This window comes from Streptomyces sp. NPDC031265, assembly GCF_055570295.1.
This window is the reverse complement of record NZ_JBVIHM010000002.1, coordinates 396,821-423,132: the sequence shown is the minus strand read 5'-3', so window position 1 is coordinate 423,132 and position 26,312 is coordinate 396,821. Positions and strand designations below refer to the sequence as shown.

23 protein-coding genes and 2 pseudogenes are annotated in these 26,312 nt (G+C 70.1%); 8 read left to right on the top strand and 17 right to left on the bottom strand.

Going from position 1 to position 26,312, the window contains the following annotated elements; translation table 11 throughout:
* Positions 1-101: 101 nt before the first annotated feature.
* Complete coding sequence (locus ACZ499_RS06075; protein WP_468672707.1) at positions 102-1,370, bottom strand: phospholipase D-like domain-containing protein; 1,269 nt, start codon at positions 1,368-1,370, stop codon at positions 102-104.
* Positions 1,371-1,803: 433 nt separating this feature from the next.
* Between ACZ499_RS06075 and ACZ499_RS06070 the strand changes: the two genes are divergently transcribed.
* On the top strand, positions 1,804-2,226 hold the full coding sequence (locus tag ACZ499_RS06070; protein WP_468672705.1) for a hypothetical protein: 423 nt from the start codon (positions 1,804-1,806) through the stop codon (positions 2,224-2,226).
* A 430-nt stretch (positions 2,227-2,656) separates the two neighbouring features.
* Here ACZ499_RS06070 and ACZ499_RS06065 read toward each other — a convergent pair whose 3' ends face one another.
* From ACZ499_RS06065 to ACZ499_RS06055, 3 genes are all read right to left on the bottom strand, one after another.
* Complete coding sequence (locus tag ACZ499_RS06065; RefSeq protein ID WP_468672866.1) at positions 2,657-3,808, bottom strand: caspase family protein; 1,152 nt, start codon at positions 3,806-3,808, stop codon at positions 2,657-2,659.
* A gap of 2 nt (positions 3,809-3,810) precedes the next feature.
* Positions 3,811-4,176 carry an effector-associated constant component EACC1 gene (locus ACZ499_RS06060; protein ID WP_468672702.1) on the bottom strand — a complete coding sequence of 122 codons (366 nt, stop codon included), beginning with the start codon at positions 4,174-4,176 and terminating at the stop codon, positions 3,811-3,813.
* A gap of 122 nt (positions 4,177-4,298) precedes the next feature.
* Complete coding sequence (locus ACZ499_RS06055; RefSeq protein ID WP_468672700.1) at positions 4,299-4,634, bottom strand: tyrosine-type recombinase/integrase; 336 nt, start codon at positions 4,632-4,634, stop codon at positions 4,299-4,301.
* Positions 4,635-4,649: 15 nt separating this feature from the next.
* On the opposite strand from ACZ499_RS06055, the pseudogene ACZ499_RS06050 reads away from it, so the two are divergent.
* A pseudogene (locus tag ACZ499_RS06050) lies at positions 4,650-4,958 on the top strand (relaxase/mobilization nuclease domain-containing protein); the annotation flags it as partial.
* 28 nt (positions 4,959-4,986) lie between these two features.
* Here ACZ499_RS06050 and ACZ499_RS06045 read toward each other — a convergent pair.
* The 4 genes from ACZ499_RS06045 to ACZ499_RS06030 form a co-directional block, all read right to left on the bottom strand.
* Positions 4,987-5,565: an HAD domain-containing protein gene (locus ACZ499_RS06045; RefSeq protein WP_468672698.1), complete on the bottom strand. Its 579-nt coding sequence runs from the start codon at positions 5,563-5,565 to the stop codon at positions 4,987-4,989.
* A 29-nt stretch (positions 5,566-5,594) separates the two neighbouring features.
* Entirely contained in the window at positions 5,595-6,287 is a 693-nt protein-coding gene (locus tag ACZ499_RS06040; protein ID WP_468672696.1) for a class I SAM-dependent methyltransferase, read from the bottom strand.
* Positions 6,288-7,199 (bottom strand): phosphotransferase family protein, encoded by a 912-nt coding sequence (locus tag ACZ499_RS06035; protein WP_468672692.1) that lies wholly within the window; start codon positions 7,197-7,199, stop codon positions 6,288-6,290.
* A 76-nt stretch (positions 7,200-7,275) separates the two neighbouring features.
* On the bottom strand, positions 7,276-8,028 hold the full coding sequence (locus ACZ499_RS06030) for a hypothetical protein (RefSeq protein ID WP_468672690.1): 753 nt from the start codon (positions 8,026-8,028) through the stop codon (positions 7,276-7,278).
* A gap of 226 nt (positions 8,029-8,254) precedes the next feature.
* Here ACZ499_RS06030 and ACZ499_RS06025 point away from each other — a divergent pair.
* Both ACZ499_RS06025 and ACZ499_RS06020 read left to right on the top strand, forming a co-directional pair.
* A pseudogene (locus tag ACZ499_RS06025) lies at positions 8,255-9,607 on the top strand (tetratricopeptide repeat protein); the annotation flags it as partial.
* A 4-nt stretch (positions 9,608-9,611) separates the two neighbouring features.
* The gene (locus tag ACZ499_RS06020) at positions 9,612-10,145 is read left to right on the top strand and encodes an NUDIX domain-containing protein (protein WP_468672689.1); all 534 of its coding nucleotides are present in this window, start codon (positions 9,612-9,614) and stop codon (positions 10,143-10,145) included.
* 737 nt (positions 10,146-10,882) lie between these two features.
* On the opposite strand, the gene glnA is transcribed toward ACZ499_RS06020, so the two are convergent.
* The gene (gene glnA, locus ACZ499_RS06015) at positions 10,883-12,292 is read right to left on the bottom strand and encodes a type I glutamate--ammonia ligase (protein ID WP_371652340.1); all 1,410 of its coding nucleotides are present in this window, start codon (positions 12,290-12,292) and stop codon (positions 10,883-10,885) included.
* Between the two features lie 242 nt (positions 12,293-12,534).
* On the opposite strand from glnA, the gene ACZ499_RS06010 reads away from it, so the two are divergent.
* Positions 12,535-13,002 (top strand): RDD family protein, encoded by a 468-nt coding sequence (locus tag ACZ499_RS06010; protein ID WP_468405512.1) that lies wholly within the window; start codon positions 12,535-12,537, stop codon positions 13,000-13,002.
* 269 nt (positions 13,003-13,271) lie between these two features.
* Here ACZ499_RS06010 and ACZ499_RS06005 read toward each other — a convergent pair whose 3' ends face one another.
* From ACZ499_RS06005 to lipB, 4 genes are all read right to left on the bottom strand, one after another.
* A complete protein-coding gene (locus ACZ499_RS06005; RefSeq protein ID WP_468672687.1) occupies positions 13,272-13,970 on the bottom strand; it encodes a DUF4191 domain-containing protein in 699 nt (232 codons plus the stop codon).
* Between the two features lie 19 nt (positions 13,971-13,989).
* A complete protein-coding gene (locus ACZ499_RS06000) occupies positions 13,990-14,193 on the bottom strand; it encodes an SCO2195 family GlnR-regulated protein (protein ID WP_385547233.1) in 204 nt (67 codons plus the stop codon).
* A 299-nt stretch (positions 14,194-14,492) separates the two neighbouring features.
* Positions 14,493-15,479, bottom strand: coding sequence for a lipoyl synthase (lipA, locus tag ACZ499_RS05995; protein WP_468672685.1), 987 nt, complete (start codon positions 15,477-15,479; stop codon positions 14,493-14,495).
* Between the two features lie 126 nt (positions 15,480-15,605).
* The gene (gene lipB, locus ACZ499_RS05990; protein ID WP_468672684.1) at positions 15,606-16,403 is read right to left on the bottom strand and encodes a lipoyl(octanoyl) transferase LipB; all 798 of its coding nucleotides are present in this window, start codon (positions 16,401-16,403) and stop codon (positions 15,606-15,608) included.
* Between the two features lie 208 nt (positions 16,404-16,611).
* Between lipB and ACZ499_RS05985 the strand changes: the two genes are divergently transcribed.
* Positions 16,612-18,078 (top strand): regulator, encoded by a 1,467-nt coding sequence (locus ACZ499_RS05985; protein WP_468672682.1) that lies wholly within the window; start codon positions 16,612-16,614, stop codon positions 18,076-18,078.
* A gap of 157 nt (positions 18,079-18,235) precedes the next feature.
* Here the strand turns inward: ACZ499_RS05985 and ACZ499_RS05980 are convergent, their stop codons facing one another.
* Together ACZ499_RS05980 and ACZ499_RS05975 are read right to left on the bottom strand one after the other, a co-directional pair.
* Positions 18,236-19,600, bottom strand: a complete 1,365-nt coding sequence (locus ACZ499_RS05980) for an NAD(P)/FAD-dependent oxidoreductase (RefSeq protein WP_468672680.1) — start codon at positions 19,598-19,600, stop codon at positions 18,236-18,238.
* 226 nt (positions 19,601-19,826) lie between these two features.
* Positions 19,827-20,714, bottom strand: coding sequence for a TIGR01777 family oxidoreductase (locus ACZ499_RS05975; protein WP_468672677.1), 888 nt, complete (start codon positions 20,712-20,714; stop codon positions 19,827-19,829).
* Between the two features lie 86 nt (positions 20,715-20,800).
* Between ACZ499_RS05975 and ACZ499_RS05970 the strand changes: the two genes are divergently transcribed.
* Together ACZ499_RS05970 and ACZ499_RS05965 are read left to right on the top strand one after the other, a co-directional pair.
* Positions 20,801-21,295 (top strand): GNAT family N-acetyltransferase, encoded by a 495-nt coding sequence (locus ACZ499_RS05970; RefSeq protein ID WP_468672675.1) that lies wholly within the window; start codon positions 20,801-20,803, stop codon positions 21,293-21,295.
* Positions 21,296-21,344: 49 nt separating this feature from the next.
* The gene (locus ACZ499_RS05965; RefSeq protein WP_468672673.1) at positions 21,345-22,433 is read left to right on the top strand and encodes a PP2C family protein-serine/threonine phosphatase; all 1,089 of its coding nucleotides are present in this window, start codon (positions 21,345-21,347) and stop codon (positions 22,431-22,433) included.
* Here the strand turns inward: ACZ499_RS05965 and ACZ499_RS05960 are convergent.
* A complete protein-coding gene (locus ACZ499_RS05960) occupies positions 22,430-22,954 on the bottom strand; it encodes a DUF4240 domain-containing protein (protein ID WP_468672671.1) in 525 nt (174 codons plus the stop codon). The two genes, ACZ499_RS05965 and ACZ499_RS05960, sit on opposite strands and share 4 nt — an antisense overlap.
* Positions 22,955-23,122: 168 nt before the next feature.
* Positions 23,123-25,822 (bottom strand): pyruvate dehydrogenase (acetyl-transferring), homodimeric type, encoded by a 2,700-nt coding sequence (gene aceE, locus ACZ499_RS05955; protein ID WP_468672669.1) that lies wholly within the window; start codon positions 25,820-25,822, stop codon positions 23,123-23,125.
* Between the last annotated feature and the right edge of the window lie 490 nt (positions 25,823-26,312).

The window sequence follows — 26,312 nt, the reverse complement described above, 5'->3', positions numbered from 1 at the left end:
TACCCCCCCCCCCCACCCCCCCCCCCCCCCCCCCCCCCCCCCCCCCCCCCCCCCCCCCCCCCCCCCCCCCCCTCCCCCCCCCCCACTCCACCCGGCCTTCTTCAGCAGGTGGCGGCGGCGCCGTTGGCGGGCTGGTGCGTGGTCGCGGCGCGCAGCTGGTTGAAGTTGGCGACGTACGAGTCGAACACCGCGCCGTCCTCCAGCTGGAGCATGGTCTCGTCGCTCTGCCGCAGCGAGTTCCCGCTCCAGTTGTGACTGCCGGTCCACAGGACCTTGCGGTCCGGAGAGCCGTAGTAATTCCCCTCCACCAACAGGTACTTGTCGTGGATCCAGGTGGAGTCGGCCTGGCAGTAGTACTTGGTGATCACACCGCCGTAGACGCTGGAGGTCTTGCGCAGCAGCGTCTCAAGGGACTGCTTCTCCAGCGCGCTGTCCGGGTTGTACGTCTCGGACACCTCGACGTAGCACCCCTGCGCGTCGAGCTCGGCGAGCCGGTCGGCGAGGTAGGGGCGGCTGAAGATGGTCATGCTGACCCGGATGCGGGTGCGGTGGTTGTCGGTCGTGCCGTACTTGGAGTTGCCGAAGCACTTCACGTTGTCGAGCACCGTGGCGACGGTGTCCTCGGACGGGTCGTTGTAGGGCGAGCCGTTGCTCTCGGCACGCGGATAGAAGTGCGCCTTGGCGTTGCCGGAGGCGACGGGGGGCCGACCGGTGGAGTAGTAGTCATTGTTGGCACGCCGGGCCTTGAGGTCGTCGAAATACCCGTTATAAGCGGCGTAAACCCCATCATTCCCCACCAACACCAGGGCGTTGTTCCACCCCTTGGTGCCGTCCCGTCCGACGTGCAGATTGGCGGAGGACTGGACGACGACGTTCGGGGTGGAGCCGGTCTGCGAGAGCAACAGGAACTTGTTGTGGTTGATGGCGTCGACGGTCCCGAGCGCCCGCGTACCGACGCACCCGCGCCCGGCCCCGCAGCTCATCACCCACGACGACTTGGCCGTGTCCCCACCGAGCTCGGCCAGCAGGCTCTTGTACGGGGCCATGCTCACCGCCTTCTCGTCGAAGATCGCCTGCACGTCGACGCCCCGCTGATGGGCGGCGATCAGAGCGTCGGGCAGGGCCGGGTCGTCCGCGTAGAACATGGCCAGCCGGATCCGCGCCCCCGCCGGCGCCCCCGCTATGAGCTCCACCTGCCGCGCGACCACGGCCTGCTGCTCGGCGGCGGTGCCGGTGGGGTTGTTGAAGACGGCCTCGGTCTTGAGGGGGGCGGGGGCGTCGGCGGCGGCTGTGCTGGCTTGGGCGGTGAGGGCGGAGGCGAGGAGGGCGGTGGTGAGGGCGGCGGTGCGGAGCGCGGGGCGGGGGCGCAAGGGGGTTCCTCTCGGGCTTGATGGGACATGATGTGGCCCCAGTAGGAACGCGACCTGACCGGGGAGCGCCTGATCTTGCCAAGAAAGGGCGGACCAGGTCGAGTTCGGGTCAGCTGCGCGAAGTGGTGATGCCCCTTCTTGGCAACCGTTGTGTCCCGAGCTGAGACCGTCCGCCAGCAGGTAGAGGACCAAGCAGCCGCTGAGCATGCTCACTGGCTGAGGCAACAGCGTCTGAATGCCTATGAAGGGTTTCTAGAAGCCTGGGATGAGTGTCTTCGTCTCACGCGGGCTTCGACTGATCCCCAAGATGGCGACCCGCCCGGCGTGGAACCACTGAGAGCGGCAGCGGGGCGAATGACGGAGCGCGCGAGACGCATCGCCCTCTTGGGGCCTCCTGCGGTGACGCAGGCCGCTGAGGAGCTGTTCCGAGACCATGCAGCAGGATGTAGACGGCACCGCCAATTTTGTCCGGGCGGCGGAGGCCGGAGCGTCGGGCCTGGAGGAACGTCCTGCTGATGTCGAAGCTGTACACGTTGTCACGGAAGGCTTTGTGCAACGAGCAGAGCAATTGCGTGAACTCCTGGCAGGCGCCCGTGAGCGTGGCGAGGGCGTGGACGGCCACCCGCTCTTGGCTGAGTACTTGGAGGCCGGCAACCGATGCCGGGCGGTTTCACGCGAGACGCTTGGGGACCTCCAGGCGAACTACGATGAGTTGGCCGGACTTGTGGATCAAGCCTTGGCAGTGGTTGAGCTTTTGCGGAACAACCAAGCGGCGCGTGAAGTCAGCCGCGAGCAGTTCACGGCCGAGGTGCGCGCGGCCCTGGGAACCCCGCCTCTCTCCGTGAGATCGGACTGACCCACCAGGTCGTCCGAGGTGGCGCGCTATGCGACTTGGCTGGTGGGGCCCCGCGCCTACGTATGAGCTATCAGCGGATGACAGCGGCTGATCATGTCGTCCGCAAGGCTGGCAAGGAGCAGTGGAGCGCCATGCTTCGACCAGATCAGGCCGCTGTTCCCCATCCACCGGTCGCTAGAACAGCACCCCTGCCACACTCCACAGCTGACGGATCAAGGCATTGAATCGGGGGTACGGCGCAATGGCAAAGCCGCGAAAGGGGTACTACCGAGGAGGCCACTACGTGAGGCCGACGACCGTATCCAGCAAGGTTAAGAAGCCTGCGCTCTGGGTGGTCGTGGTCGGTGTGCTTCTGCTGATCGCTGCCTGGAACACTCTCTTCGGCGACGACGGCGACAAGACGACGCCGGAGCCCCAGCGGACGACTCAGTCAGTCACGGAGTCGCCGTCCCACTAGCTTTCGGAAAGTTCGGCCCCAGGGGGACGAGGTGGGAGTGTTCTGGCTTCGGTCCTGTGCCTCCTCGGATTCAGGTGCGTTTTCAGCCGATGGAGCAGACCGAAGCCGTTCCCAGCACAACCGCCAGTTACTCAACTGCTCGTCAGGCACCCCACAGGCGGTCAGATAGACGCCTGTCGTCCGCCATGTCCTCGGTAGATTCTTGCGGTTGAGGAGGTTGCCGACTGTTCCGGGTGCGATCTGCCCGCCGGAGCGCTGGCTGATGGCCGCGTGTGTGAGGGCACTGGCGACGCGCACCTGTCCCAGTGCGTTGAAGAACCCTTCGACGGTGCGGATGGCATCAGGGTCTGGCCATGCGAGGTGGTCGACATGCCCGTCGCTAGGGGTGCTGGACACGGGGGATCGGCTGAATGCGGGATTCCAGCCCAGTGCGAGTCGACCGTTGCTGTTGCGCTCCCGTCCTTGGGGGACCGGGCGACCCTTCGCCGAGAGTGACCTCCTCAGCTCGCGAAAGACGCTGTCGAGATGCAGCCGCTCGGGGCCTCCAGTGATGCCGGTGGTGAGGATGGCGAGCAGTTCGCCGGTGAAGGCGGTGTGTGACTCACCGGGTGGGGCGAGTGCTTGGCGGTTCTCCGAGGCCGCAGCGAGCAAGTACGTCCCTTCGACATCAGCTTGGGCAGCCAACTCCGAGGGCCCCATAGTTCCCAGAGCAAGTCCGCCGTAACAGCAGTCGAGAATGACGACCGTCCGCTCCGCTCGTCCCTCCAGCAGAGCGCCACGGAGCCAGCTGTACGGAATCCCTGTTTCGACCCGTTGCTGTTTGGATTGAGGCAGCCCTAGATAGAGCTCGCCCTCTGGCGTGACCAGACCGTGCCCCGCGTAGTACACGAGCAGCGTGTCCCTGGCTGTGGCGCTGGCTTCGCGTAGGGATTCCATCGCAGCTGTCGCGCTAGGCGGGTTGGAAAGCACAACGCAGTCTTCTCCGCTGAGGCTCCACGACCTAGGGCTGGTGAGCACCTCTGCCAAGGAGCTGAGGTTGTTGGAGACGGCCGGGAGATCTTCGAGGAAGTCGTACGCGCTCGTTCCGATCAACACCGCCCTCGAAGCGCCGGGATCTGGGAACACGCTCAACCTGCCGAGCCCTCCTCGTCGTTCTGCCGGTCCTCTCGGAGTAGTCGTGTGATTCGTTCGATCTCCTCGTCACTGCAGTCGGTCAAGGCGTCAACGAGATCCTCGTGCCGGACCGTCACGCGCGAGGCGCGCGGTCGTGTCTGCTTCCAAGCGGCCAGCGTCAGGGCGAAGTTCGCGGCGCTCCAGCCGTTCTCCGTGACCAACTGCAGGATGTCGGCGACTGCCCCCATGCCGCCCTCGCGCGGCGCTTGCTCGCACATCTCCACGCTGGCGGTGCGCCGGATGTCAGGGTCGCGGCGGAGCCAGGCCAGCAGCGAGCGGAGTTCGTCATCCGCTGGCTCGACACGAATCTCAACGCGCATGTGATCCCTCACTGTTGCACTCCGGGCTTGGCGGTCCCAACCATGTTCGGGCATGGCCGTGCGTGGAGTGTTTGTCTTCAGTCAACCGCTCTGTGAAGTGACGGAACGAGACGCAGAAGGATCTACGCGGCGGCTCGATTTCGTCGGCCGATGGCTTTGCGGGCCTTCTCGACCGCCCCCGTCACGCGGTGGACGTAGCGGCGGAGGGTGAACGCAGGGTCCTCATGGCCGAGGAGGTCGGCGAGGGTGTAGACGTCAACGCCCTCGTTGTTCGCCTCCGAGGCGAACAGGTGCCGCAGGGCATGCATCATCTTGTCGCGGCACGCCTCCCACTTGTGGCCCGTTCCGACCGGCCTGTCGTTCACCGCCTTGATGACACCGATAGCCTCAAGGGCTGCCCTCCAGAGGTAGTTGAAATAGTTCTTGTTGAGCGCCTTGCGCTCGCGAGTGGTGAACATGAGGCGCACGGTGACGACCAGCGCGGCCACGCGCAGCAAGCAGCGGCAGCTGAGGAAGCCTTCCGCGATCTCCAGGCGGGCTACGAACAGGCTGCCAAACCGGCCTTGGCGGACCTCACCCGCCGCGCCACAACCACCAGCCGCTTCGAGCGGGACCTTCGCGCGGCTCTCCCCGACCACGCCGACCGCGTCCTCGCCGATCCCGCTTGGCCGGCCCTCACCACCACTCTTGCCCGCGCCGAGACCGCTGGTCACAGCCCCCGGCGCCTCCTGGCCACGGTCGGCGCCCACCGAGAACTCGACAGTGCCGAGTGCCCCGCCAAGGGCATCGCTGCTTGCGCCTGGGTTCGCGTCAGGCGGCCTCGGTTCCGCCCGGAGTAGCAGGTGCACCAGTCCGTGCAGCGGGCAGCCGCTCTGCCCATGTTCGGACCTTGGCCAGGTGTTCAGCCTGAAGCCCGGCACGGGGATCAGGCTGGATCAGCAGGGTCGCCGAGCCACGGATGGTGCGCTCCGTGGCCCAGACGTGATCGAGTCCGGTGAAGTCGTCGTCGATCCACACAGCGGGGGCGTCGCCCAGCCAGGCGCCGACGTGGTCGCGCTTCCATAGGTAGCCGTTGGGGTGGCTGGTGGTGATCTGGGGGCGCGGCAGGTCGACGTGCGGCAGGGGCGGGAGGCCGAGGAGGGGACCAATCAGGGTGGTGGCGTCCTGGCGCCAGCTGGTGCACCAGACCGGCGTGACCAGGCCCGTACGGATCACCTCCATGAGCATGGGGCCATGAGTGGGGTTGAGCCAGACGCCGACCGGGTCCTCAGCGCTACGGCCTGCGGGAACGACGTCGTGGCGGGCGTGGGTGGCCGGGGTCGATCCGTCGGCGTCGGGGAAGGGTATGAGGACGCCGTCGATGTCGAGGAGCAGGTAGGGCGGGCGCATCGGTTCCTCCTCGGGCAGCGGGGCAGAGATCAGTGCTTGCGCGCGGTGAGCAGCAGGGTTGTGGGCCAGCGGCCCTGTCGAGGTTCATGAAACTCCTGGGCCGAGGCGAGCCGCAGGCCCGCGCGGTCGAGGTGCTTCTCCCAGCGGTCGGCGCCGAAGTCCCAGCGAGCGACGGGCAGTCGCGTGCGGTCGGGCAGCGTGACGTAGTCGCGTCGGGGTCGGTCGTCGGCGGAGGGGGCTCTGCCGCCGCGCTGTGGGTGAGGGACGGAGAAGGCGAGGGGACGGCCGGGCTTGAGGTGCTGGGCGATGGCGGGGAGCAGGAGTTCGGGCGGCACGAGGCCGACTGCACCGAACACGGAGTAGATCGCGTCGAACTGCTCACCGGACGCCTGCAGGTAGTGCAGAGCGTGGCCGGCGACGAAGGTGAGGTTGTTCAGCCGCCCGTAGTGCGAGCGAGCACGTCGCACCTGGAGTCCGATGAGGTCGACGCCGGTGACGCTGGCAGCGTGCCGGGTGGCGAGGCAGGCGGCGTTGTGTCCGGGGCCGCAGCCGAGTTCCATGACCCGCTTGCGGCGCAGGTCGGGGCCGAGGATCTCGGCGCCCGGGCCGATGCCTGGCCGTGTCGTCCACTCCATCCGGGCGGGAGGGGCGAGCGGCCCCGCCGGACCGGGAAGGGTGCGCTGGAGGGCGTGGGTGTACCAGGGCGAGGCTTGGGAGAGCACCTACACCTCCAGGAGTTGGAGGGTGTCGGTGAGGTGGCGGCGTACGGCCTTGATGTACGCGGGGTCGGTGGCCGGGTCGTTGATCCAGCGGATGGACTGCTCCATGAACCACTCGACGGCCCACATGCGGTGCCAGCCCAGCGCCCAGCGTTCTGCGGTGATCCCGCCGCGCCGGTCGAGAGCCTCAGCACTGCCGCCTGCGCTGACGTACGACTCCAGGAAGGCGCGCAGGCGCGCGGGGTCGGGAGTTTCGAGGGTGCCGTGCCAGCTGGCCAGGTCGAGCAGGCCGGGGCCGGTGAAGGCGCGGGCGAAGTCCAGCAGCCGCCAGCCGCGCTGGCCGATGTGGAGGCTGGTGGGGTGGAACTCGGAGTGCACCCACCCGAACGGGGAGCGGGTTGCCCCGGCCGCGCGGACAGTGGCGGCCCGGGCGATCTGGTCCAGGGCGTGCTCGATGTCGTCGGCGCCTTGCCAGCGGTCGGCCTTGTGGAGGTGGCCGAGGTGATCGAGGGCCCGGCTAGGCAAGGCCCTCAGCCCACCCTCGTCGAGAACCGGGAGAGCGGGGGCGGTGCGGGTGTGGTGGAGGACGACAGCGGCTGCCGCGCCATCCAGGTCGTCGGCGTCGCGGATGGGGGTTCCGAGGTCTTCGAGCAGCATGCCGAGCCATCCGTCCACGACGGCGGAGGCATGGACTTTCGGCACCGGCACCCCGGAGGCATCGGCGAGGCGCAGTGCCTGGGCCTCACCATCGAAGGGCCTTTTGGCGTACTTGAAGACAGCGGTGGTGCTGTCGAGGAACGTCAGGCGCTCGACGCCGGACATGGACCACACGCGTACCTCCTCGCGCACTGCGGTGGGACGGTCGGCGAGAGTAAGCAGGCTGTCGAGGAGTTCTGCGTGGGGCTTCGCGTCCATCAAGAGGCTCCAATCCCGGTGAGGGCGTCCGGGGCGGGCGGCGGCGACCGGCCCGCCCCGGAGCCTGGTTGAGGGGTTAAGCGGCAGGCGTGGCCACGCGGTGGGCGTAGACCTGCTCGATCCATCCGGCCTTGAACTGGGCGAGGTCGTCGCGGAAGCCGGCCATCGAGGCACCGTAGGGTGCGACCACGCCGCCGGTCTGGTCCGGCACGGACTGGCAGCCGTGCACGAGCCGTCCGCCGAGCGCGGCGTGGGCCTTGATCGATTCGAGGCGGCGGTGCTCGTTGAACCAGCCGCCGTGGTAGACCTCGTCGAGCATTCCACCCATCTCGTCGTCCAGGTCGAAGACGACGGAGGTGGCGGCCGGGAAGAACCAGCACGGGCCGACGTTGGAGATGTGCCCGTCCAGCTCCACCTTGTTCAGTGCCATCAGCGTGGCGGCCTCGCGCAGCATCCGCAGGTGCTCGGCCGTGATCCGCGGCAGGCCGAGCCCTGTGAGGTGTTCGTCGCGGAAGAGGTACGCGTACACCTCGTACGCGGTGGACAGCACGCGGGCCGCATCCGAAGTGGACTGGCCGTGCTGCTTGATGAAGTCGAGCGCGAGCTGCTCGACCGCACTCTCGGTGGTCTCCTCCGCCTCCAGGAGCTGGGACTTGACCAACTCCCAGTCGCTGATGAGCCACGTGTTCGACTCGAAGCGGAAGAAGTACTCAGCCGGGTCGATGGTGATGCGCCGGCCCTCGACCTGGATGCCGGGCAGGCGGCTCCAGCGTGCGTCGAAGGCTTCGGGCAACTCGACCGTGATGGCCGTGGTGTCGATGGTGGTCACCGTGTCTCCGTCTCTGATCGGCCGGGTTCGGGCACAGGAATGCCTGAACCCGGAGCGGGTGTACGGAACTTCGGGGAGCCGCCCGGACCAAGAGGGGAGCCTGGCTCACGGGGTCGGGCCGTGCCGGGCGGCTGGTGATTAGTGAACCCGCCATCACGCAGAGTGGGTACGGTGTGAGCGAGGCCAAGCGGTATACGCGGTTTACAGCTCCGGATCGGAGGCGATCGTGGCGGAGCAGCGAGAACCCAACTCCCGGCTGCGCGATGCCATCGGCACGGTCGGCTGCACCTACGAGGCTCTCGCCAGAGACGTGCGGCGCATCGCCGCCGAGAACGGCGAGATCCTCCAGACCAACAAGTCGGCCATCTCCCACTGGGTGAACGGCACCCGCGCCCCTTCTGGACAAGCAGGCCAGTACCTCGCCGAAGCACTGTCCCGCCGAGTGGGACGCACGATCACCCAGACCGAGATCGGCCTCCGCACGGCAGAAGCCGAACAGAAGGCGGAATCCGACCCCGTCCTCGCTGCCACCGACCTGGGCCGCGCCGACGTCGAGCGGCGCCGTTTCCTCACCATCGCGGCCTTCACCACCGCCGGCGTCGCCATGCCGCTCGCCTACGACCACGAGGCCACCGCCCGCATGCTCCGCGCCCGCACCGGCACGTCTGTGATCGGCGTGGAGGACGTGGACGTTGTACGGCAGATCACCGCAGCCTTCAGCGCCGCTGACGAGCGCCTCGGCGGCGGGCACGGCCTGACCACCGTCACCGCCTACCTCGCCGACACCGCAGCCCCCATGCTCCGGGGCCGATTCCCCAGTGAAGTCTTACGCCGGGCGGCCTTCGGCGCAGTCGCCGAACTTGCCTACCTCGCAGGATGGAAGCACCACGACCTGGGTCAGGAGGGCGCCGCCCAGCGCTACTACCAGGTGGGCTACCAGCTGGCCTGCGAAGCCGACCCGCACGGCCACGCCGCCTGGATGATGCGCGCCCTCGCCCACCAGGCACTCAGCCTGAAACAGTCCCACCACTGCGTCGACCTTGCCGAAGCTGCCCTCGCCCAAGGCGTCGGTCACGTCGACGGCCAGACCGAAGCACTACTCCACATCACCCACGCCCGCGCGTACGCCGCCATCAACGAGAACCCTCTGGCCGCACGTGCCCTGCTCGCCGCCGAAGACGCGCTGCTCCGAGACGACAGCCCGCAGCCCAGCTTCTCCCGTGTCAGCGGCCCCGCCGCCGGCACCGTGGCGAGCCACACCGCTCGCACTCTGACCGACCTCGCCGATCACGTCGGCACCGAGCAGCAGCATCGCGATGCCCTCACCCGTTGGGACCCGAAGAAGTACAAGCGCGTCCACGCCCTCACTCACGCCGACCTCGGTGACAGCCTCGCCGCCCAGGCCCGCGCTGACGAGGCCATCGCTGCATGGAACCAGGCCCTCACCCTGATGGACGGCATGGCCTCCGACCGCACCCGCAAGGCAATCACCTCCATCCGATCAACCCTGGCCGTCTACCAGCGGCGCAAAGTACCTGGCGCCGCCGAGCTCGCCCGTCGCGCCCGAGAGGCGCTCGCCTACCATGCCCACCAACCCGGCCGACGAAGGGATCACCATGGCCCAGCCGACAACCGATGACCAGCCCAAGGCGCTCAAGCCCGCTCTGGAGTCCATGACCCTGCTGGTCGCCGCCGTCATCGTCCACGACAAGGCCACCAACCGCGTGCTCCTCCTCCAGCGCAGCGACCAGGCCAAGTTCGCCAGGGGTAAATGGGACCTCCCCGTCGGCAAGAGCGAGCCCGGCGAGCCGATTAGCGAGACGGCCGTCCGTGAGCTGCACGAAGAGACCGGTCTGACCGTCAAGCCGGAAGCACTCCGGGTCGCCCACGTCATCCATGGCGCCTGGGGCGTGGAGGCACCCAACGGCTTCCTCACGGTCGTCTTCGCCGCCCACGAGTGGACCGGCGAGCCCGAGAACCGCGAACCGGGCAAGCACGCCCAAGTCCGATGGGTCGACGCCGACGCCGTCCCCGAGGAGTTCGTCGAGACCACCGCCAGTGCCCTCAGTCGCTACCTCAGCGGCGGGCCGCAAGTGTCCCTGGACGGCTGGAAGTAGGCGAGCGCTTCTTCCACCGGCTAAGCCGTAGCAGCAAATACGGCCCACCGCTGCGCTGATCAAGCAGATCTGCCACGGTTGTCAGTGCTCTGCGCCAGGATCCCCACATGAACTTTGACTGGGAGCGCGCAGCCGCAATACAGCGGTCAGTGGTGGGGGGTGCGCTCCTGGCCGCGATTGTGGGTTCGGCCTACCGCCTTCTTGCGTGGATTGCACGCCGGATCCAGCCACTGCAGGCGTAGTGGTCGGTGTGGAATGTCAGACTCGCAAATCGGGATATGGCTCCAACAGTCGAGGCGCTGCAACGGGCGGCAGTAGCAAGCCCCTCCCTCCCCTCAGTCCGGCAGGGCAGCCCACCGCGCAGGGTGCGCAGTCTGCGCACAGTCCGCAAGACAGCGGATCGCGACCGTCGCACGGCATCGCCAGCCATCAACAAAAGGCCAGGGCTGTGGGCTGCGGCGAGCATTGCCGCAGGCCACTGGCCCTGCCATTACTACGAGACGAAGAGGGCTGCCGCCGTACAAGGAGTCTGCGCGAACCAGCGAGAGCCGCTACCCGACTATGGGTAGCGGCTCTCGCAGCGCTTCTGACATCACGTCAGAGAATTGACCGGGCGGTGCACGCTCGGTGCACAAGGGGGCGGAAAGTAAGCGGTGACAGCGAGAACAACTGAGAAGAGTTTTCGCAGGTCACAGCCTATTCGCCGGGCTCCCACCCAGGTCGCCCGACCCCGCCTCCTAGATGTCGAAGTACAGCTCGAACTCGTGCGGGTGCGGGCGCAGCTGGATCGGGGCGATCTCCGCCGTGCGCTTGTAGTCGATCCACGTCTCGATCAGGTCGGACGTGAAGACGCCGCCCGCCTGGAGGTACTCGTTGTCGGCCTCCAGGGCCTCCAGCACCGCCGGGAGGGAGGTCGGGACCTGGGGGACGCCCGCGTGCTCCTCGGGGGCGAGCTCGTAGAGGTCCTTGTCGATCGGCTCGGCCGGCTCGATCTTGTTCTTGATGCCGTCGAGGCCCGCGAGGAGGAGAGCCGAGAACGCCAGGTACGGGTTCGAGGACGGGTCCGGGGCGCGGAACTCGACGCGCTTCGCCTTCGGGTTCGAGCCCGTGATCGGGATGCGCATCGCGGCGGAGCGGTTGCGCTGCGAGTACACCAGGTTGACCGGGGCCTCGAAGCCGGGGACCAGGCGGTGGTAGGAGTTCACCGTCGGGTTGGTGAAGGCGAGCAGCGACGGGGCGTGCTTGAGGATGCCGCCGATGTAGTAGCGGGCGGTGTCCGACAGGCCCGCGTAGCCCTGCTCGTCGTAGAAGAGCGGCTCGCCGGCGGTCCACAGCGACTGGTGCACGTGCATGCCCGAGCCGTTGTCGCCGAAGATCGGCTTCGGCATGAAGGTCGCGGTCTTGCCGTTGCGCCACGCGACGTTCTTCACGATGTACTTGAAGAGCATCAGGTCGTCGGCCGCGGCCAGCAGCGTGTTGAACTTGTAGTTGATCTCCGCCTGGCCGGCCGTGCCCACCTCGTGGTGCTGGCGCTCGACCTGGAGGCCGGACTTCTCCAGCTCCAGGGAGATCTCGGCACGCAGGTCGGCGAAGTGGTCGACCGGCGGGGCCGGGAAGTAGCCGCCCTTGTAGCGGACCTTGTAGCCGCGGTTGTCCTCGACCGCACCGGTGTTCCAGGCGCCCGCCTCGGAGTCGATGTGGTAGAAGCCCTCGTTCGCGGCGGTGCTGAAGCGCACGCTGTCGAAGACGTAGAACTCGGCCTCGGGGCCGAAGTACGCGGTGTCCGCGATGCCGGTCGACGCGAGGTAGGCCTCGGCCTTCTTGGCGATGTTGCGCGGGTCGCGGCTGTACTGCTCACCCGTGATCGGGTCGTGGATGAAGAAGTTGATGTTCAGCGTCTTGTCGCGGCGGAAGGGGTCCAGGCGCGCGGTCGACAGGTCGGCGCGCAGCGCCATGTCGGACTCGTGAATGGCCTGGAAGCCACGGATCGACGAGCCGTCGAAGGCGAGCTCCTCGGACGGGTCGAACGCCGTCGCCGGGATCGTGAAGTGCTGCATCACGCCGGGAAGGTCGCAGAACCGGACGTCGACCATCTTGACGTCGTTGTCCGCGATGTACTTCTTGGCGTCGTCGGCGTTCTGGAACATCCAACTCCTCCTACTCCCGTCCGGGGGAGACGGGGTTGTAGCTCGTGGTGCGGCCAGTGCGGTGGCACACGCTGGACCTGACCATAGGCAGGCGGGATTTCTCAAGCGTGACCCGTTTGTTTCGCCCAAGTTAACCGGGGCCGGGGTAGGTGGCACATCAAGACCCGTATAAATGGGATAAATGCGGCCCTCCCGGCCATCCCGGGGGCGGGGCCCCGAACACCGGCCGGTACCGTGGAAGCGTGGACAACAGGCAAGCAATCGGATCGTGGCTCTCCGGGCCCCGCGCGGCGGCCGAGGAGATGGGCGTCGACTTCGGTTACCGGGGCGAGCAGCTCGGTCTGCCGGAGGAGGGGCCGGGCGCCATCGCCCCCCTGGGTCGGCGCTTCGGCGCCATCTTCATCGACTGGTCGGTGAGCGCCCTGATCGCATACGGGCTCCTCGCGCACCGCACCCTCCACCTCACCAACAACTGGGCGCTCGTCGTCTTCCTGGTGATGAGCATCCTGACCGTCGGCACGGTCGGGTTCACGCCCGGCAAGCGCCTGCTGGGCCTGCGTCTGATCGCCGAGGGCGGCGGCCGCCTCGGCTTCCTCCGGTCCCTGCTGCGCAGCGTGCTGCTGTGCCTCGCCATCCCGGCCCTGGTCTGGGACCGCGACGGCCGCGGCCTCCACGACCGCCTGGCCCGCGCGATCCAGGTCCGGATCTAGCAGCCGGACCCTCCCGATCGGGCGGGGACCCGTACACCCTGAGGGGCGCGGGGCTGTCACGTCGTGCGGCTCCGCCGCGTGGGTGCGACCAGCCACGCACGGCCCGCAGCCAAAGACCTCTTTAGGGGCGCGGGGCTGTCACATCGTGCGGCTCCGCCGCGTGGGCGCGACCAGCCACGCACGACCCCGCACCCGAACATGTACGCACGGGAAAGGGCGGCCCGGACCACTCGGTCCCGGCCGCCCTTTCCCGTACACGCACGTAAGTGCTAGCGCGCCTTCCCGCCGCGCGGCATCCGCATCCCCTTGGGCATCGGCCCCTTGGGAAGCGGCATGTTGCTCATGAGGTCGCCCATCGCGCGCAGCCGGTCGTTGGCCGCGGTGACCTGCGGCCCCGCCAGGACGCGCGGGAGCTTCAGCAGCGTGGTGCGGAGCTTCTTCAAGGGCACCTGGCCCTCTCCGTCGCCGACCATCACGTCGTGGACCGGTACGTCCACCACGATCCGCGCCATCTTCTTCTTCTCGGCCGCCAGCAGCGACTTCACCCGGTTCGGGTTGCCCTCGGCCACCAGCACGATGCCGGCCTTGCCGACCGCCCGGTGCACGACGTCCTGGCTGCGGTTCATCGCCACCGCCGGGGTCGTCGTCCAGCCGCGGCCGATGTTCTGGAGCACTGCGGCCGCGGCCCCCGGCTGTCCTTCCATCTGCCCGAAGGCAGCGCGCTCGGCACGGCGTCCGAAGACGATCGCCATAGCGAGGAAGGCCAGCAGGACACCGAGAATGCCCAGGTAGATGGGGTGACCGATCAAGAACCCGAGCGCGAGGAAGACACCGAAGGTGACGATTCCCACTGCCGCGACGACGAGACCGACCTTCGAGTCGGCCTTGCGGGTCATCTTGTAGGTCAGGGCGATCTGCTTCAGTCGCCCGGGGTTCGCAGTAGTGTCTGCGTTTTCCTTCCTCGCCATGAACTGAAGTTTACGTGGCCTAGGAGCGACGGCTAGCCACGGCCTCCAGTACGTGCTGCGCCTCGGTCCGGTCCTTGGCCCGGCGGCGGTCCTCCAGGACCGCGGTCCAGGCGTTCCGGCGGGCCGTGCGCTGGCCGGCGGCCATCAGGAAGGTCTCCATGGCGCGCAGTGCGTCGGTGACGGACGGGAGCGCGGTGGCGCGTACGGTCGTCGCGGACTGCATCGTGAGGTCCTCCCCAGGACGGGAACCGGTACGGACGGGACGGGGCGTGCGCGCGGGCTCACGCTCGGGGGCGTGCGCGGTGCGTGAAGCCAGCGTCACTGACTGGTGTTACCAGGGCGTGTCCGAACGGTCAAACACCAATGAAACCTTGACGCGCCCCCGTAGAACGCTGACGCGGCCCGTACACACCCCCTACCTGCGAGGGATGTACGAGCCGCGTCGAATCGGCCATTACCGGCCGGTAGTATCTTGTGCGCGAATTCACACACTGGGCGCCTGGGCGAGTCGGCCGCGGACGGTCACGCGCCGACCGCGGTCTCCTCCGTCGACACCGTCGAATCCGTCGCGCCCCGGCGCTCCATCGCCTGCTGGAAGAGCCGGCCCGCGCGGTACGAGGAGCGGACCAGCGGGCCCGACATCACACCGGAGAAGCCGATCTCGTCGGCCTCCTCCTTGAGCTCCACGAACTCCTGCGGCTTCACCCAGCGCTCCACGGGGTGGTGGCGCAGCGACGGCCGCAGGTACTGCGTGATGGTGATCAGCTCGCAGCCCGCGTCGTGCAGGTGCTGGAGCGCCTCGCTGACCTCCTCGCGGGTCTCACCCATGCCGAGGATCAGGTTCGACTTGGTCACCAGGCCGAAGTCGCGGGCCTGGGTGATGACGTCGAGCGAGCGGTCGTAGCGGAAGCCGGGGCGGATCCGCTTGAAGATCCGGGGCACGGTCTCGACGTTGTGCGCGAAGACCTCGGGGCGGGACGAGAAGACCTCGGCCAGCTGCTCCGGCACCGCGTTGAAGTCGGGGGCGAGCAGCTCGACCTTGGTGCGGCCGTCGGCGCGGTCCGCCGTCTGCGCGTGGATCTGGCGCACGGTCTCCGCGTACAGCCAGGCGCCGCCGTCCGCCAGGTCGTCGCGGGCGACGCCGGTGATCGTGGCGTAGTTCAGGTCCATGGTGACCACGGACTCGCCCACACGGCGGGGCTCGTCGCGGTCGAGCGCCTCGGGCTTGCCCGTGTCGATCTGGCAGAAGTCGCAGCGCCGGGTGCACTGGTCGCCGCCGATGAGGAAGGTCGCCTCGCGGTCCTCCCAGCACTCGAAGATGTTGGGACAGCCCGCCTCCTGGCAGACCGTGTGCAGCCCCTCGCTCTTCACCAGGCTCTGCATCTTGGTGTACTCGGGGCCCATCTTCGCCCGGGTCTTGATCCACTCGGGCTTGCGCTCGATGGGGGTCTGGCTGTTCCGGACCTCCAGGCGCAGCATCTTGCGTCCGTCGGGTGCGACTGCGGACACGACGTGCTCCCTATGACTTCGATTCTTCGGCGGACACCAGGGTACGCCCGTTATTTGCGTGGCATTACGTCTGGCCAACCCATGGCCAAGGGGGCGCATTCCCGTTCCGGGTGCGCCCGGGGCGTACTAGGCGGTAGCGCGCTCGATCTCCCTGGGCGCCAGTTCCGCGTGTTCCAGGATGTCCTTGAGGTGCTTCTCGACGACCGGCAGGACGTCGGAGATCGTGATCTCGCGGCCCAGTTCGTACGAGAGCGAAGTCACGCCCGCGTCGCGGATGCCGCACGGCACGATCCTGTCGAACCAGGTGTTGTCCGGGTTCACGTTCAGCGCGAAGCCGTGCATGGTCACGCCCTTGGCGACGCGGATGCCGATCGCGGCGAGCTTGCGGTCCTCGCGGCGCTGGCCCGCGTTGGACGGCGCGTACTCCGGGCCGTTCAGGCGCGGGTCGAACTCGTCGTCGGTGAGCCGGGGGTCGAAGTCGAGGGAGAGCCCGGCGGGCTTGGGGCGCTGCTCCACCGGGTCGCCGAGCACCCACACCCCGCTGCGGCCCTCGACCCGGGTGGTCTCCAGACCGAAGTCGGCGGCCGTGCGGATCAGGGCCTCCTCCAGGCGGCGCACGTGCGCGACCACGTCCACCGGGCGCGGCAGTTTCTGGATCGGGTAGCCGACCAGCTGGCCCGGGCCGTGCCAGGTGATCTTGCCGCCCCGGTCCACGTCCACGACCGGAGTGCCGTCCAGCGGGCGCTCGCTGGGGTCCGTGCGCCGGCCCGCGGTGTAGACCGGCGGGTGCTCCAGGAGCAGGCAGGTGTCCGGGATCTCGTCGGCGAACCGGGCCGCGTGCACCCGCCGCTGCTCGTCCCAGGCCTCCTGGTACTCGACCGCGTCGTCGCCGAAACCCAGTCGGTCAAATCGCAGCTCGTTCACGCCCGGCTCCTCACCCAGTGCATACATGCGCCTCAGCCACTGTACGACCGCGTTCGACGGCAGCGTGCGGCGGGCAGAAACGGCACCTCCTCACACGATCGGATGAATGCGGGGCGCAGGCGGCGGTCAGGGCGGTATTGACCGCTAAATTCCCCCCGTTCCATGAGGGCTGCACGCTTGGCCCGGAAGGCAGGAGATCGCACAGCTGATGACGGAACGACCCGCGCAGCGCACGCCCAACCGCCAGCTCGCCGCGCTCATCGCGGAGGCCGGGTTCTCCAACGCGGGCCTCGCGCGCCGTGTGGACCAGCTCGGCCTGGAGCACGGACTGGATCTGCGGTACGACAAGACGTCGGTGACCAGGTGGCTGCGTGGGCAGCAGCCGCGCGGCACCACGCCCGCGCTGATCGCCGAGGTGTTCACCCGGCGCCTGGGGCGCAGACTCTCGGCACAGGACCTGGGGCTCGACGCGTGCGCGCCGGTGTACGCCGGTCTGGAGTTCGCGGCGACCCCGGAGGAGGCCGTCGACATCGTCAGCGGTCTGTGGCGAAAGGACTCAGGCAGCCAGATCGAGCTCCGCAAGATCGCGTTCACTCCGGCCGGGCTCGTGGTGCCCAGCAGGGACTGGCTGATCGGGCGGGCCGACGAACGCGTCGGCCACGGCGACCCGTCCCCGCGCTTCGCGGGCGAGACGGCCGCCGCCGGGCCGCGCGTCCCCAGCCAGGGCCGCCCGGGCGTGCCCCGGCAGCGCACCTCGGACCGGGGCCCAGGGCAGCGGGTGACCAGCGGCGACATCGCGGCCCTGCGCTCGGTCGGGGAGCTCTTCCGCACCCTGGACCACGCCTACGGCGGCGGCCACGCGCGCCAGGCCCTGGTGCGCTATCTGGAGCACGAGGCCGAGCCGATGCTGCGCGGCAGCTACGGCGAGAACATCGGCCGCAGGCTTTTCTCGGCGGCCGCCGACCTCACCCGCCTCGCGGGCTGGACCTCGTACGACATCGCGGCGCACGGTCTGGCGCAGCGGTACTTCGTCCAGGCGCTGCGGCTCGCACAGGCGGCGGGCGACCGGGCATACGGGTCGTACGTGCTGGTCACGATGAGCCGCCAGGCCGTCTACCTCGGCCACGGCCGGGAGGCGGTGCAGCTGGCGCGGGTCGCCCAGCAGGGCGTCGGCTCCTCGGCACCGCCGGTGGTGCAGGCGCTGCTGCACTCAGTGGAGGCGCGCGGGCACGGGGTGCTCGGCGAGATCCGGGCGTGCACGGCCTCGCTGGTGCGGGCGGAACGGGCGATGGAGGCGGCCAGGCCGGGCGACGACGTGCCGCACTGGGCGCGGTTCTTCGACGACGCGCAGCTCGCGGACGAGTTCGGCCACTGCCACCGCGACCTCCAGCAGTACCGGGCGGCCGCGCAGCACGCCGAGCGCTCCCTCCAGCTGCGCGCCCCGGCGTACGCCCGCTCACGGCTCTTCTGCCGGGTGGTCCTGGCCTGCGCCAGGCTCGGCCTCGGCGAGCTCGACCAGGCCTGTGCGCTGGCCGCGGAGGCGGCGCAGCAGGCGAGTGAGATGCGGTCGGTCCGGGCGACCGAGTACGTGCGCGACTTCGAGCGCCGCCTGGAGCCGTACCGCGACGCGGCGGCCGTACGGACATATCGCGACCGGGTGGCTGCGCTCGGGTAGTCCGGAGGGCGCCCGCGGGAGGGGTGACTTCGCCCGTCGCGCGGCCGTCCGCCGTGGCCGGTTGCTCGCTGCAGTTCCCCGAGCCCCTGGGTAGTCAGGGGCTCGGGGAACTGCGCGACAAGCCACGGTCGGGCCGCGGGCGGAAGCGGGCCGAGGGTCAGGCCGCCGGACGGATGGCCGAGGGTTCCGGGGACGCCGCGCGCAGGCCCAGGTCAGCCAGGATCGCGTGCGCGGCCCTGCGGCCCGAGTACAGGGCGCCCTGGACAGTGCTGGTGTCGCGGTGGTCCCCGCAGACGTACAGGCCGGCCAGGAGGCGCACCGGGCGGCGTACGTCGTGGGGTGCGGGCATCGACGGGACCGCCTCCGGGGTGTGCCGGACGGCGAGCAGGTCCCAGTCGGCCGTCGACGTCCCGTACAGCCGGCCAAGATGGGCCAGGACCGAGGCCTCCAGGTCCGGCGGCGGGGGGCCGAGCACGGTGGAGCTGATGAGCGCCCGGCCGTGCGGCGCGCGCGCCGGGTCGACCTCGCTCATCACCACCGTGTGCGCCACCGGGCCGCTCCCGTCCGCGTCGAGCAGCAGCGCCGGTTCGGCCAGTGGGGGCGCGGGGGCGGTGTGGTGGACCACCGTCACCGGGTGGAACGGCGGCACCCGAAGGCCGGGCAGCAGCTCTGCGGCGGCGCGCGCGTCCGTGGCGAGCAGCAGCGAGCGGCAGCCGAGGACGCCGTGGTCGGCGGTGGTCACGGAGGTCGTGGCCACCGAGGTGACCTTGACGCCGGTACGGACCGTGCCGGGCGGCAGCGCGGCCGCGAGCAGCTCCGGCAGCACCGAGGCGCCCCCCGACGGCACGCACAGCCGGCCGCGCGCGAAGCCGCGCAGGGCGAGGTCGGCGCACCGGCTGGAGGTGGTGAGGTCCGGGTCGCAGAGCAGCGCGGAGAGCAGGGGGCGTACGAACCCGTCCAGGGTGCGGGCGGGCAGGCCGCGGGTCTGCAGGGCGGCCCCGATGGGCAGTTCGGGCCGGGAGAGCAGCCGCTCGACGGGGGTCGTGGCGAGACGGGCGAGCGATGCGCCGAGCCGGGCCTGGTCGAGCGCGCCGCCGAGCGGGGTCGGGGCGCCGCGGGAGCCGCCCCGCGCGGAGCTCCTGGGCACGCCCCGGGGGCCTCCCCTGGGGGCGCTCGCCAGGGCGCGCGCTGCGGCGAGTGCGCCCCGCGCGCTCCGTGGCACGCCCGCCCGGTAATGGCGGCCCGCGCTGTGGACGAGCACCCCGGGCGCGAACGCGCTCAGGGCCAGGCCGTCCAGGCCGGGCGTGCGCATCAGCTCCGGGTACGAGGTGGAGAGCAGCTGGCCGATCCGGTCGAGGCGGAAGCCGTCGAGGTGCTCGGTGGACATGCGCCCGCCCACCTCCCCGGCGGCCTCCAGGACCATGACCGTGACCCCCTCGCCGGTCAGCTGATGAGCCGCTGACAGGCCGGCGAGCCCGGCCCCCACGATGACGACGTCCGCATGGTGTGCGGTGCTGAGCACGTGCCCCTCCCTGAGGTCGGCGCGGAATGGTGGAGGCCTCATGCCCCCAACCGGCCCACGAAATGCAGGAGTTCGGAGAGAGAGTAGAAAGCGCGGTCGAATCCGCGACTCGCGCACGCGGCCGGGCACGGAGGCACGCGCCCGCACGCCGTGCGCCGGTGCTGTTCCGGACGGGCAACAGGTACGGGACGCCCCTGCCGCCCGGCCCCTACCGTTACAGCGCCGCCTACAGCGCCGCCCGGATCGCCCCGTCGATCCCCGGGAACGCGAACCGGAAGCCCGAGTCCAGGAGACGGCGGGGGAGGACCCGCTGGCTGCCCAGGACGTCCTCCGCGAACTCTCCCAGGACCAGACGGATCGCCGGGGCCGGGACCGGGAAGAGCGCCGGGCGGTGCAGGGCGCGGGCCATCGCCGCCGTCACCTCGCGGTTGGTGACCGGGTCCGGCGCCGTCAGGTTCACCGGACCGGACAGTTCGGGGGTGTCGAGCAGGTGCCGCAGCGCCGCGATGTGGTCGTGCCGGGAGATGAACGACCAGTACTGGCGGCCGCTGCCCAGCCGCCCCCCGAGCCCCGCCCGGAAGATCGGGAAGAGCTTGCCCCAGGCGCCGCCCTCGCGAGCCACCACCAGGCCGGTGCGGGCGAACACCGTACGGATGCCCGCCTCCTGCGCCGGGGCCGCCGCCTCCTCCCACTTCACGCAGACCCCCGCCAGGAAGCCCTCGCCGGGCGGCGCCTCCTCGTCCACCGCGCGCGTGCCCGTATCGCCGTAGTAGCCGATCGCCGTGCCGCACACCAGCACCTTCGGCGGCACGTCGAGCGAGGCCAGGGCCTCGGCGAGGGCGGCCGTGCCGAGCACCCGGCTCTCGCGGATCTCCTTCTTGTACGCGGCCGTCCACCGGTGGTCCCCGACCCCGGCCCCGGCCAGATGGACCACGGCCTCGCACCCGGCGAGCCCGGCCGTGTCCACGTACTGCCGCTTCGGGTCCCACTCGACCTCGTCGCCGGCCCGCGCCGGGCGCCGCACCAGACGGACGAGGTCGTGCCCGTCCGCCCGCAGTGACTGCGCGAGCGCCGTGCCGATGAGCCCCGTCGAGCCCGTGATCGCGATCCGCATGCCGCCTTCTCCCGATGGTGGAGGGTGCCCCGCTCCGGGGCGGAAACCATGCTTCCGCACCGGGCCCCCGATGGCACAGTGGCCCCATGCCCGAGCCGCACATACGCCCCGCCCGTCACCACGACGAAGCCGCCCTCGCCGAGCTCGACCGCGACGTCTGGTCGCCGCTGCACTCCGTCCAGGCCCGGCCCGAGCCACCGTTCGGGCCGTTCTTCGACCCCGCCAACCCGCCCGCGTACTACCTCGTGGCCGAGCTCGACGGCCGGGTGGCCGGATATCTGCGTCTGGTCCGGGCCACCCGGCTCGACTGCAACGGCCACGTACGCCAGATCCAGGGACTCGCCGTCGCCGACCGCGCCCGGGGTCGGGGCGTCGCCCGGGCCCTGCTGCGCGCCGCCGCGGAGGAGTCCCGGCGCCAGGGCGCCCGCCGGCTGACCCTGCGCGTACTGGGCCACAACGCCCCCGCCCGCAAGCTGTACGAGTCGGAGGGCTTCGCCGTCGAGGGGGTCCTGCCCGGAGAGTTCCTGCTGGACGGGGAGTACGTGGACGACGTGCTGATGGGGCGCTCGCTCACCGAGTGACGTAGAACAGGAGATAGCAGCAGAAACCCGGCGGCCGAGGAGTTTCGCCATGGTGGACGAGGGCGCGTCCGGGCTGCTGCCGGTCGCCCCCCGGCCGCTGTGGCAGCGGGCGCTCCCGGTGGTGGTCCTCGCCGGGATCACGGCCGCCCAGCTCGGCACCCCCAACGGGGTCGAGCTCGGCTACTTCCTGGCCGCCGTGCCGCCGCTCGCCGCCTTCGCCTACGGCCCGATCGGCACCGTCGTCCTGGCCACCGTCACCTTCGCCGGCGTCCTGCTGCCGCACACCCGCGACTGGTACCCGCACCCCGGCGACATCCTCACCCTCGCGATCGTCGTGGTCTTCAGCATCGTGGTGGCCCGGGTGCGCCAGCGCCGCGAGCACCAGCTGGTGACCGTCCGTACCGTCGCCGAGGCCGCCCAGCTCGCGGTGTTGCCGCCGCTGCCGGACGAGGTGGGGCAGGTGCGCTGCGCCGGGCTCTACCAGGCCGCGCAGCGCGGCACCCTGGTCGGCGGAGACTTCTACGACGTGCGCGCGGGCCCGCACGGCGTACGGGCGGTGATCGCGGACGTCCAGGGCCACGGCCTGGCGGCGGTCGGCACGGTGGCCGCGCTGCTCGGCGCCTTCCGCGAGGCGGTCCTCGACGAGCCCACGCTGCCGGGCGTGGCCGCCCGTCTCGACCGCCGCCTGGTGGCCGACGCGGAAACGGACGGGCCCGGCGAGCTGTTCGCGACCGCGCTGCTCCTGGAGTTCCCGCTCCACGAGCCCGTCGTACGGGTGGTGAGCTGCGGCCACCCCCGGCCGTTCCTGCTGCGCGGCCGCACCGCCGCCGAACTGGCCGCCGAACCCGCGCCGCCACTCGGCCTCGGCCTCGCGGGCCTCGCGCCGCCCCGGGAGCTACGGGTGGAGCTCGCCGAGGGGGACAGGATCCTCGCGTACACGGACGGGGTGACCGAGGCGCGCGACGCGGCCGGGGCCTTCTACCCGCTGGGGGAGCGGCTGGCGGCGCTGGCCCCGGGCGACGGCCTCGCCGCGCTGACCGAGGCGGTACGCGACGACCTGGTCCGGTACGCGGGCCGGGCCAAGGACGACGTGGCCCTGCTCGCCCTGGCCTCGGCGAACGGCCACCGGCTTCCTTAGACCGAAGTGCCGAATCGTTCCCACAGACGGGGGAACCGCTCCGCCAGAGCGCGGTCGTCCTCGAAGTCGATCGGTGTGCCCAGCGGTTCGGAGGGCTGGGGCGAGATCCCCAGATCGGGCGCTACGGCCCCGGTGAGCTGCTCGTACGCCTCGTCCGCCGCGTAGCCGAGGTCCTCGCCGTCGCCGTCGATCTCCTCGTCGAAGTCCTCCAGGAGTTCGGCGAGGTGGTCCGGGTCGTGCAGGGCGCCCTCGAACACCTCACGGCCCTGGCCGATGAGCCAGCAGCGGAAGTAGTCGAACGCGTCGTCGCTGGCGCCGCCGAGCAGCACCGCCGCCGCACCCCACAGATCCCAGGCGTAGGCGCGGTTGTAGCGGGCCTCGAAGTGCCTGGCGAAGTCCAGGACGGCTTCCGGGTCGAGTTGCAGCAAGCGCTCCACCAACAGCTCCGCATGGTCCTCGGGGTCGCCCTCGGCGTCCTCGCGGGTGCTGTCGATCAGCTCCCAGAATTCCGTCTCGTCCATCACGGGATCCAGCATCGTGGCTGGCGGGTGGCCGCGCACGCGGAGCCGCGCAAATCAGCCCTTCGGGCGGCCGGATCGAATCACTCGCCCCGGCCGCCAAAGGAAGCGCCGGTACGCCCGAGGGGCACGGCAGTGGCCGCGCCCCTCGGGCGTACCGGTTCTGCGGCCTTACAGGCCGTACCGCTCGCGGGCTTCCTTCACGGACGAGGCCTTGACCTCGCCGCGGCGGGCCAGCTGGGCCAGGGCCGCGACCACGATCGACTGGGCGTCGACGCCGAAGTGGCGGCGGGCCGCGTCACGGGTGTCGGAGAGGCCGAACCCGTCGGCGCCGAGCGAGGAGTAGTCCTGCTCGACCCACTGCGCGATCTGGTCCGGGACCTGGCGCATGTAGTCGCTGACCGCGAGGACCGGGCCCTCGGCACCGGCCAGCGCCTGGCGTACGTAGGGGATGCGCTCCTCGCCGCGCAGCAGCGCGGCGTCCGCCTCCAGGGCGTCGCGGCGCAGCTCGGTCCAGGAGGTCGCGGACCACACGTCGGCGGCCACGCCCCACTCCTCGGCGAGCAGCCTCTGGGCCTCAAGGGTCCAGTGGATCGCGGTGCCGGAGCCGAGCAGCTGGATGCGTGCGGGGTTGGCCGCCGCCACGTTCAGCCCGGCCGACTCGGCCGTGTTGAAGCGGTAGAGGCCCTTGATGATGCCCTCGTCGATCCCGGCCGGCTTGGCGGGCTGCGGCATGGGCTCGTTGTAGACGGTGAGGTAGTAGAAGACGTTCTGGTCCTCGCCCGGAGCCGCCTCGCCGTACATCCGGCGCAGACCGTCCTTGACGATCGTGCCGATCTCGTACGCGAACGCCGGGTCGTAGGTGAGCGCCGCCGGGTTGGTCGCGGCGATCACCGGCGAGTGGCCGTCGGCGTGCTGCAGGCCCTCACCGGTCAGCGTCGTACGGCCGGCGGTGGCACCCACCAGGAAGCCGCGGCCCAGCTGGTCGCCGAGCTGCCACATCTGGTCGGCGGTGCGCTGCCAGCCGAACATCGAGTAGAAGATGTAGAACGGGATCATCGCTTCGCCGTGCGTGGAGTACGCGGACGACGCGGCGATGAAGTCGGCCATCGAACCGGCCTCGGTGATCCCCTCGTTGAGGATCTGGCCGTCCTTCGCCTCGCGGTAGTACATCAGCTGGTCGCGGTCGACCGGCTCGTACGTCTGCCCCTTCGGCGAGTAGATGCCGAGCGAGGGGAACAGCGACTCCATACCGAAGGTGCGGGCCTCGTCCGGGACGATCGGGACCCAGCGCTTGCCGGTCTCCTTGTCGCGGATGAGGTCCTTGACCAGGCGGACGAAGGCCATGGTGGTGGCCATGGACTGGCTGCCGGAGCCCTTGTCGAAGGCGGCGAACGCCTTGTCGGCCGGGGCGGGCAGCGAGGCGAGCGCGTGCGTACGACGGGCCGGGGCGGGCCCACCGAGGGCGGCGCGCCGCTCCTGGAGGTAACGGACCTCCGGCGAGTCGGCACCGGGGTGGCCGTAGGGCACGACACCGTCGACGAACTGCGAGTCCGAGATCGGCAGTTCGAGAAGATCCCGCATGTTCTTGAACTCGTCGTTGGAGAGCTTCTTCATCTGGTGGTTCGCGTTCTTGGACGCGAAGCCCTCACCGAGGGTGAAGCCCTTGACGGTCTGCGCCAGGATGACCGTCGGCGCACCCTTGAACTCCAGGGCGGCCTTGTACGCGGCGTACACCTTGCGGGGCTCGTGGCCACCGCGCGAAAGGTGGAAGCACTCAAGGATCTTGTCGTCGGAGAGCAGCTTCGCCATCTCGACGAGCGCCGGGTCCTTGCCGAAGAAGTCCTCGCGGATGTAGGCCGCGTCACGCGTCTGGTACGTCTGCACCTGCGCGTCCGGGACCTCGCGCAGGCGGCGGACCAGCGCGCCGGTGGTGTCGAGCGCGAACAGCTCGTCCCAGGCGCCGCCCCACAGCGACTTCACGACGTTCCAGCCGGCGCCGCGGAACTGGGCCTCCAGCTCCTGCACGATCTTGAAGTTGGCGCGGACCGGGCCGTCGAGGCGCTGCAGGTTGCAGTTGATGACGAAGGTGAGGTTGTCGAGGCCCTCACGCGCGGCGAGCGCGAGTGCGGCGGTCGACTCGGGCTCGTCCATCTCGCCGTCACCGAGGAAGGCCCACACGTGTGACGCGGAGACATCCTTGATATTGCGGTTGGTGAGATACCGGTTGAACCGGGCCTGGTAGATGGCGGAGAGCGGCCCGAGACCCATCGAAACGGTCGGGAACTCCCACAGCCAGGGCAGTCGGCGCGGGTGCGGGTAGGAGGGCAGGCCGTTGCCGCCGGACTCCTGCCGGAAGTTGTCGAGGTGCGTCTCGCCCAGGCGGCCGTCGAGGAAGGCGCGGGCGTAGATGCCGGGGGAGGCGTGGCCCTGGATGTAGAGCTGGTCGCCGGACCCGTCGCGCTCCTTCCCCTTGAAGAAGTGGTTGAAGCCGGTCTCGTACAGCCAGGCGGCGGAGGCGAAGGTGGCGATGTGGCCGCCGACGCCGTGCTTGGAGCCGCGGGTGACCATCGCGGCGGCGTTCCACCGGTTCCACGCCGTGATCCGGCGCTCCATCTCCTCGTCACCGTCGATGACGGGTTCGGCGGAGCTGGGGATGGTGTTGACGTAGTCCGTCTCCAGCAGCTTGGGCAGGGCCAGGCCCGCGCCCTCGGCGTGCTGGAGCGTGCGGCGCATCAGATACGCGGCCCGGTGCGGGCCGGCGGCCTTGGCGACGGCGTCGAGGGAGGCCGCCCACTCGGCGGTCTCCTCGGTGTCACGATCCGGGAGCTGGTCGAGCTCGCTCGGAGACTTGGGCGTGGGGTCGATCATGATCGCCGCCTTCCGGACAGGAGGGGGGTGGAGAAAAGCCTTGTCTGGCAGGACAGGGCGGTGGACCGGGTAAGTCCGCCGTCGACTGTAAGCCGCCGATCGATGATCGATCAAAGCGTTGAGCGAAAAACTTCTCGATATCGACAAAGTCGGCACAGGGTGCCGTGGATGGGGGCACGGGGTGCCTTGTTTTCGCAGGTGGGATGGGGTTCGGATGAGCGGGGGTGCCGGAGTATGAGCGGGGCACACTCCCACTCTCCCTGCGGGGCTGCGCCCCGTATCCCGGGTTCGTCTGCGGGTTCGGTGGGGACTGGTCGCGCAGTTCGCCGCGCCCCTTTTCGGCCCGGTGTCTGTCCGCGGGTCGGCTGTGGTTGCTCGCGCAGTTCCCCGCGCCCCTCCCAAAACCCCCTCCGGGACGGATACCGGACAGGAAGGGCGGAAATCAAAACGGAAAAGGGAGGCGCGCGCGAAAACCGCACGGGCCCCACAG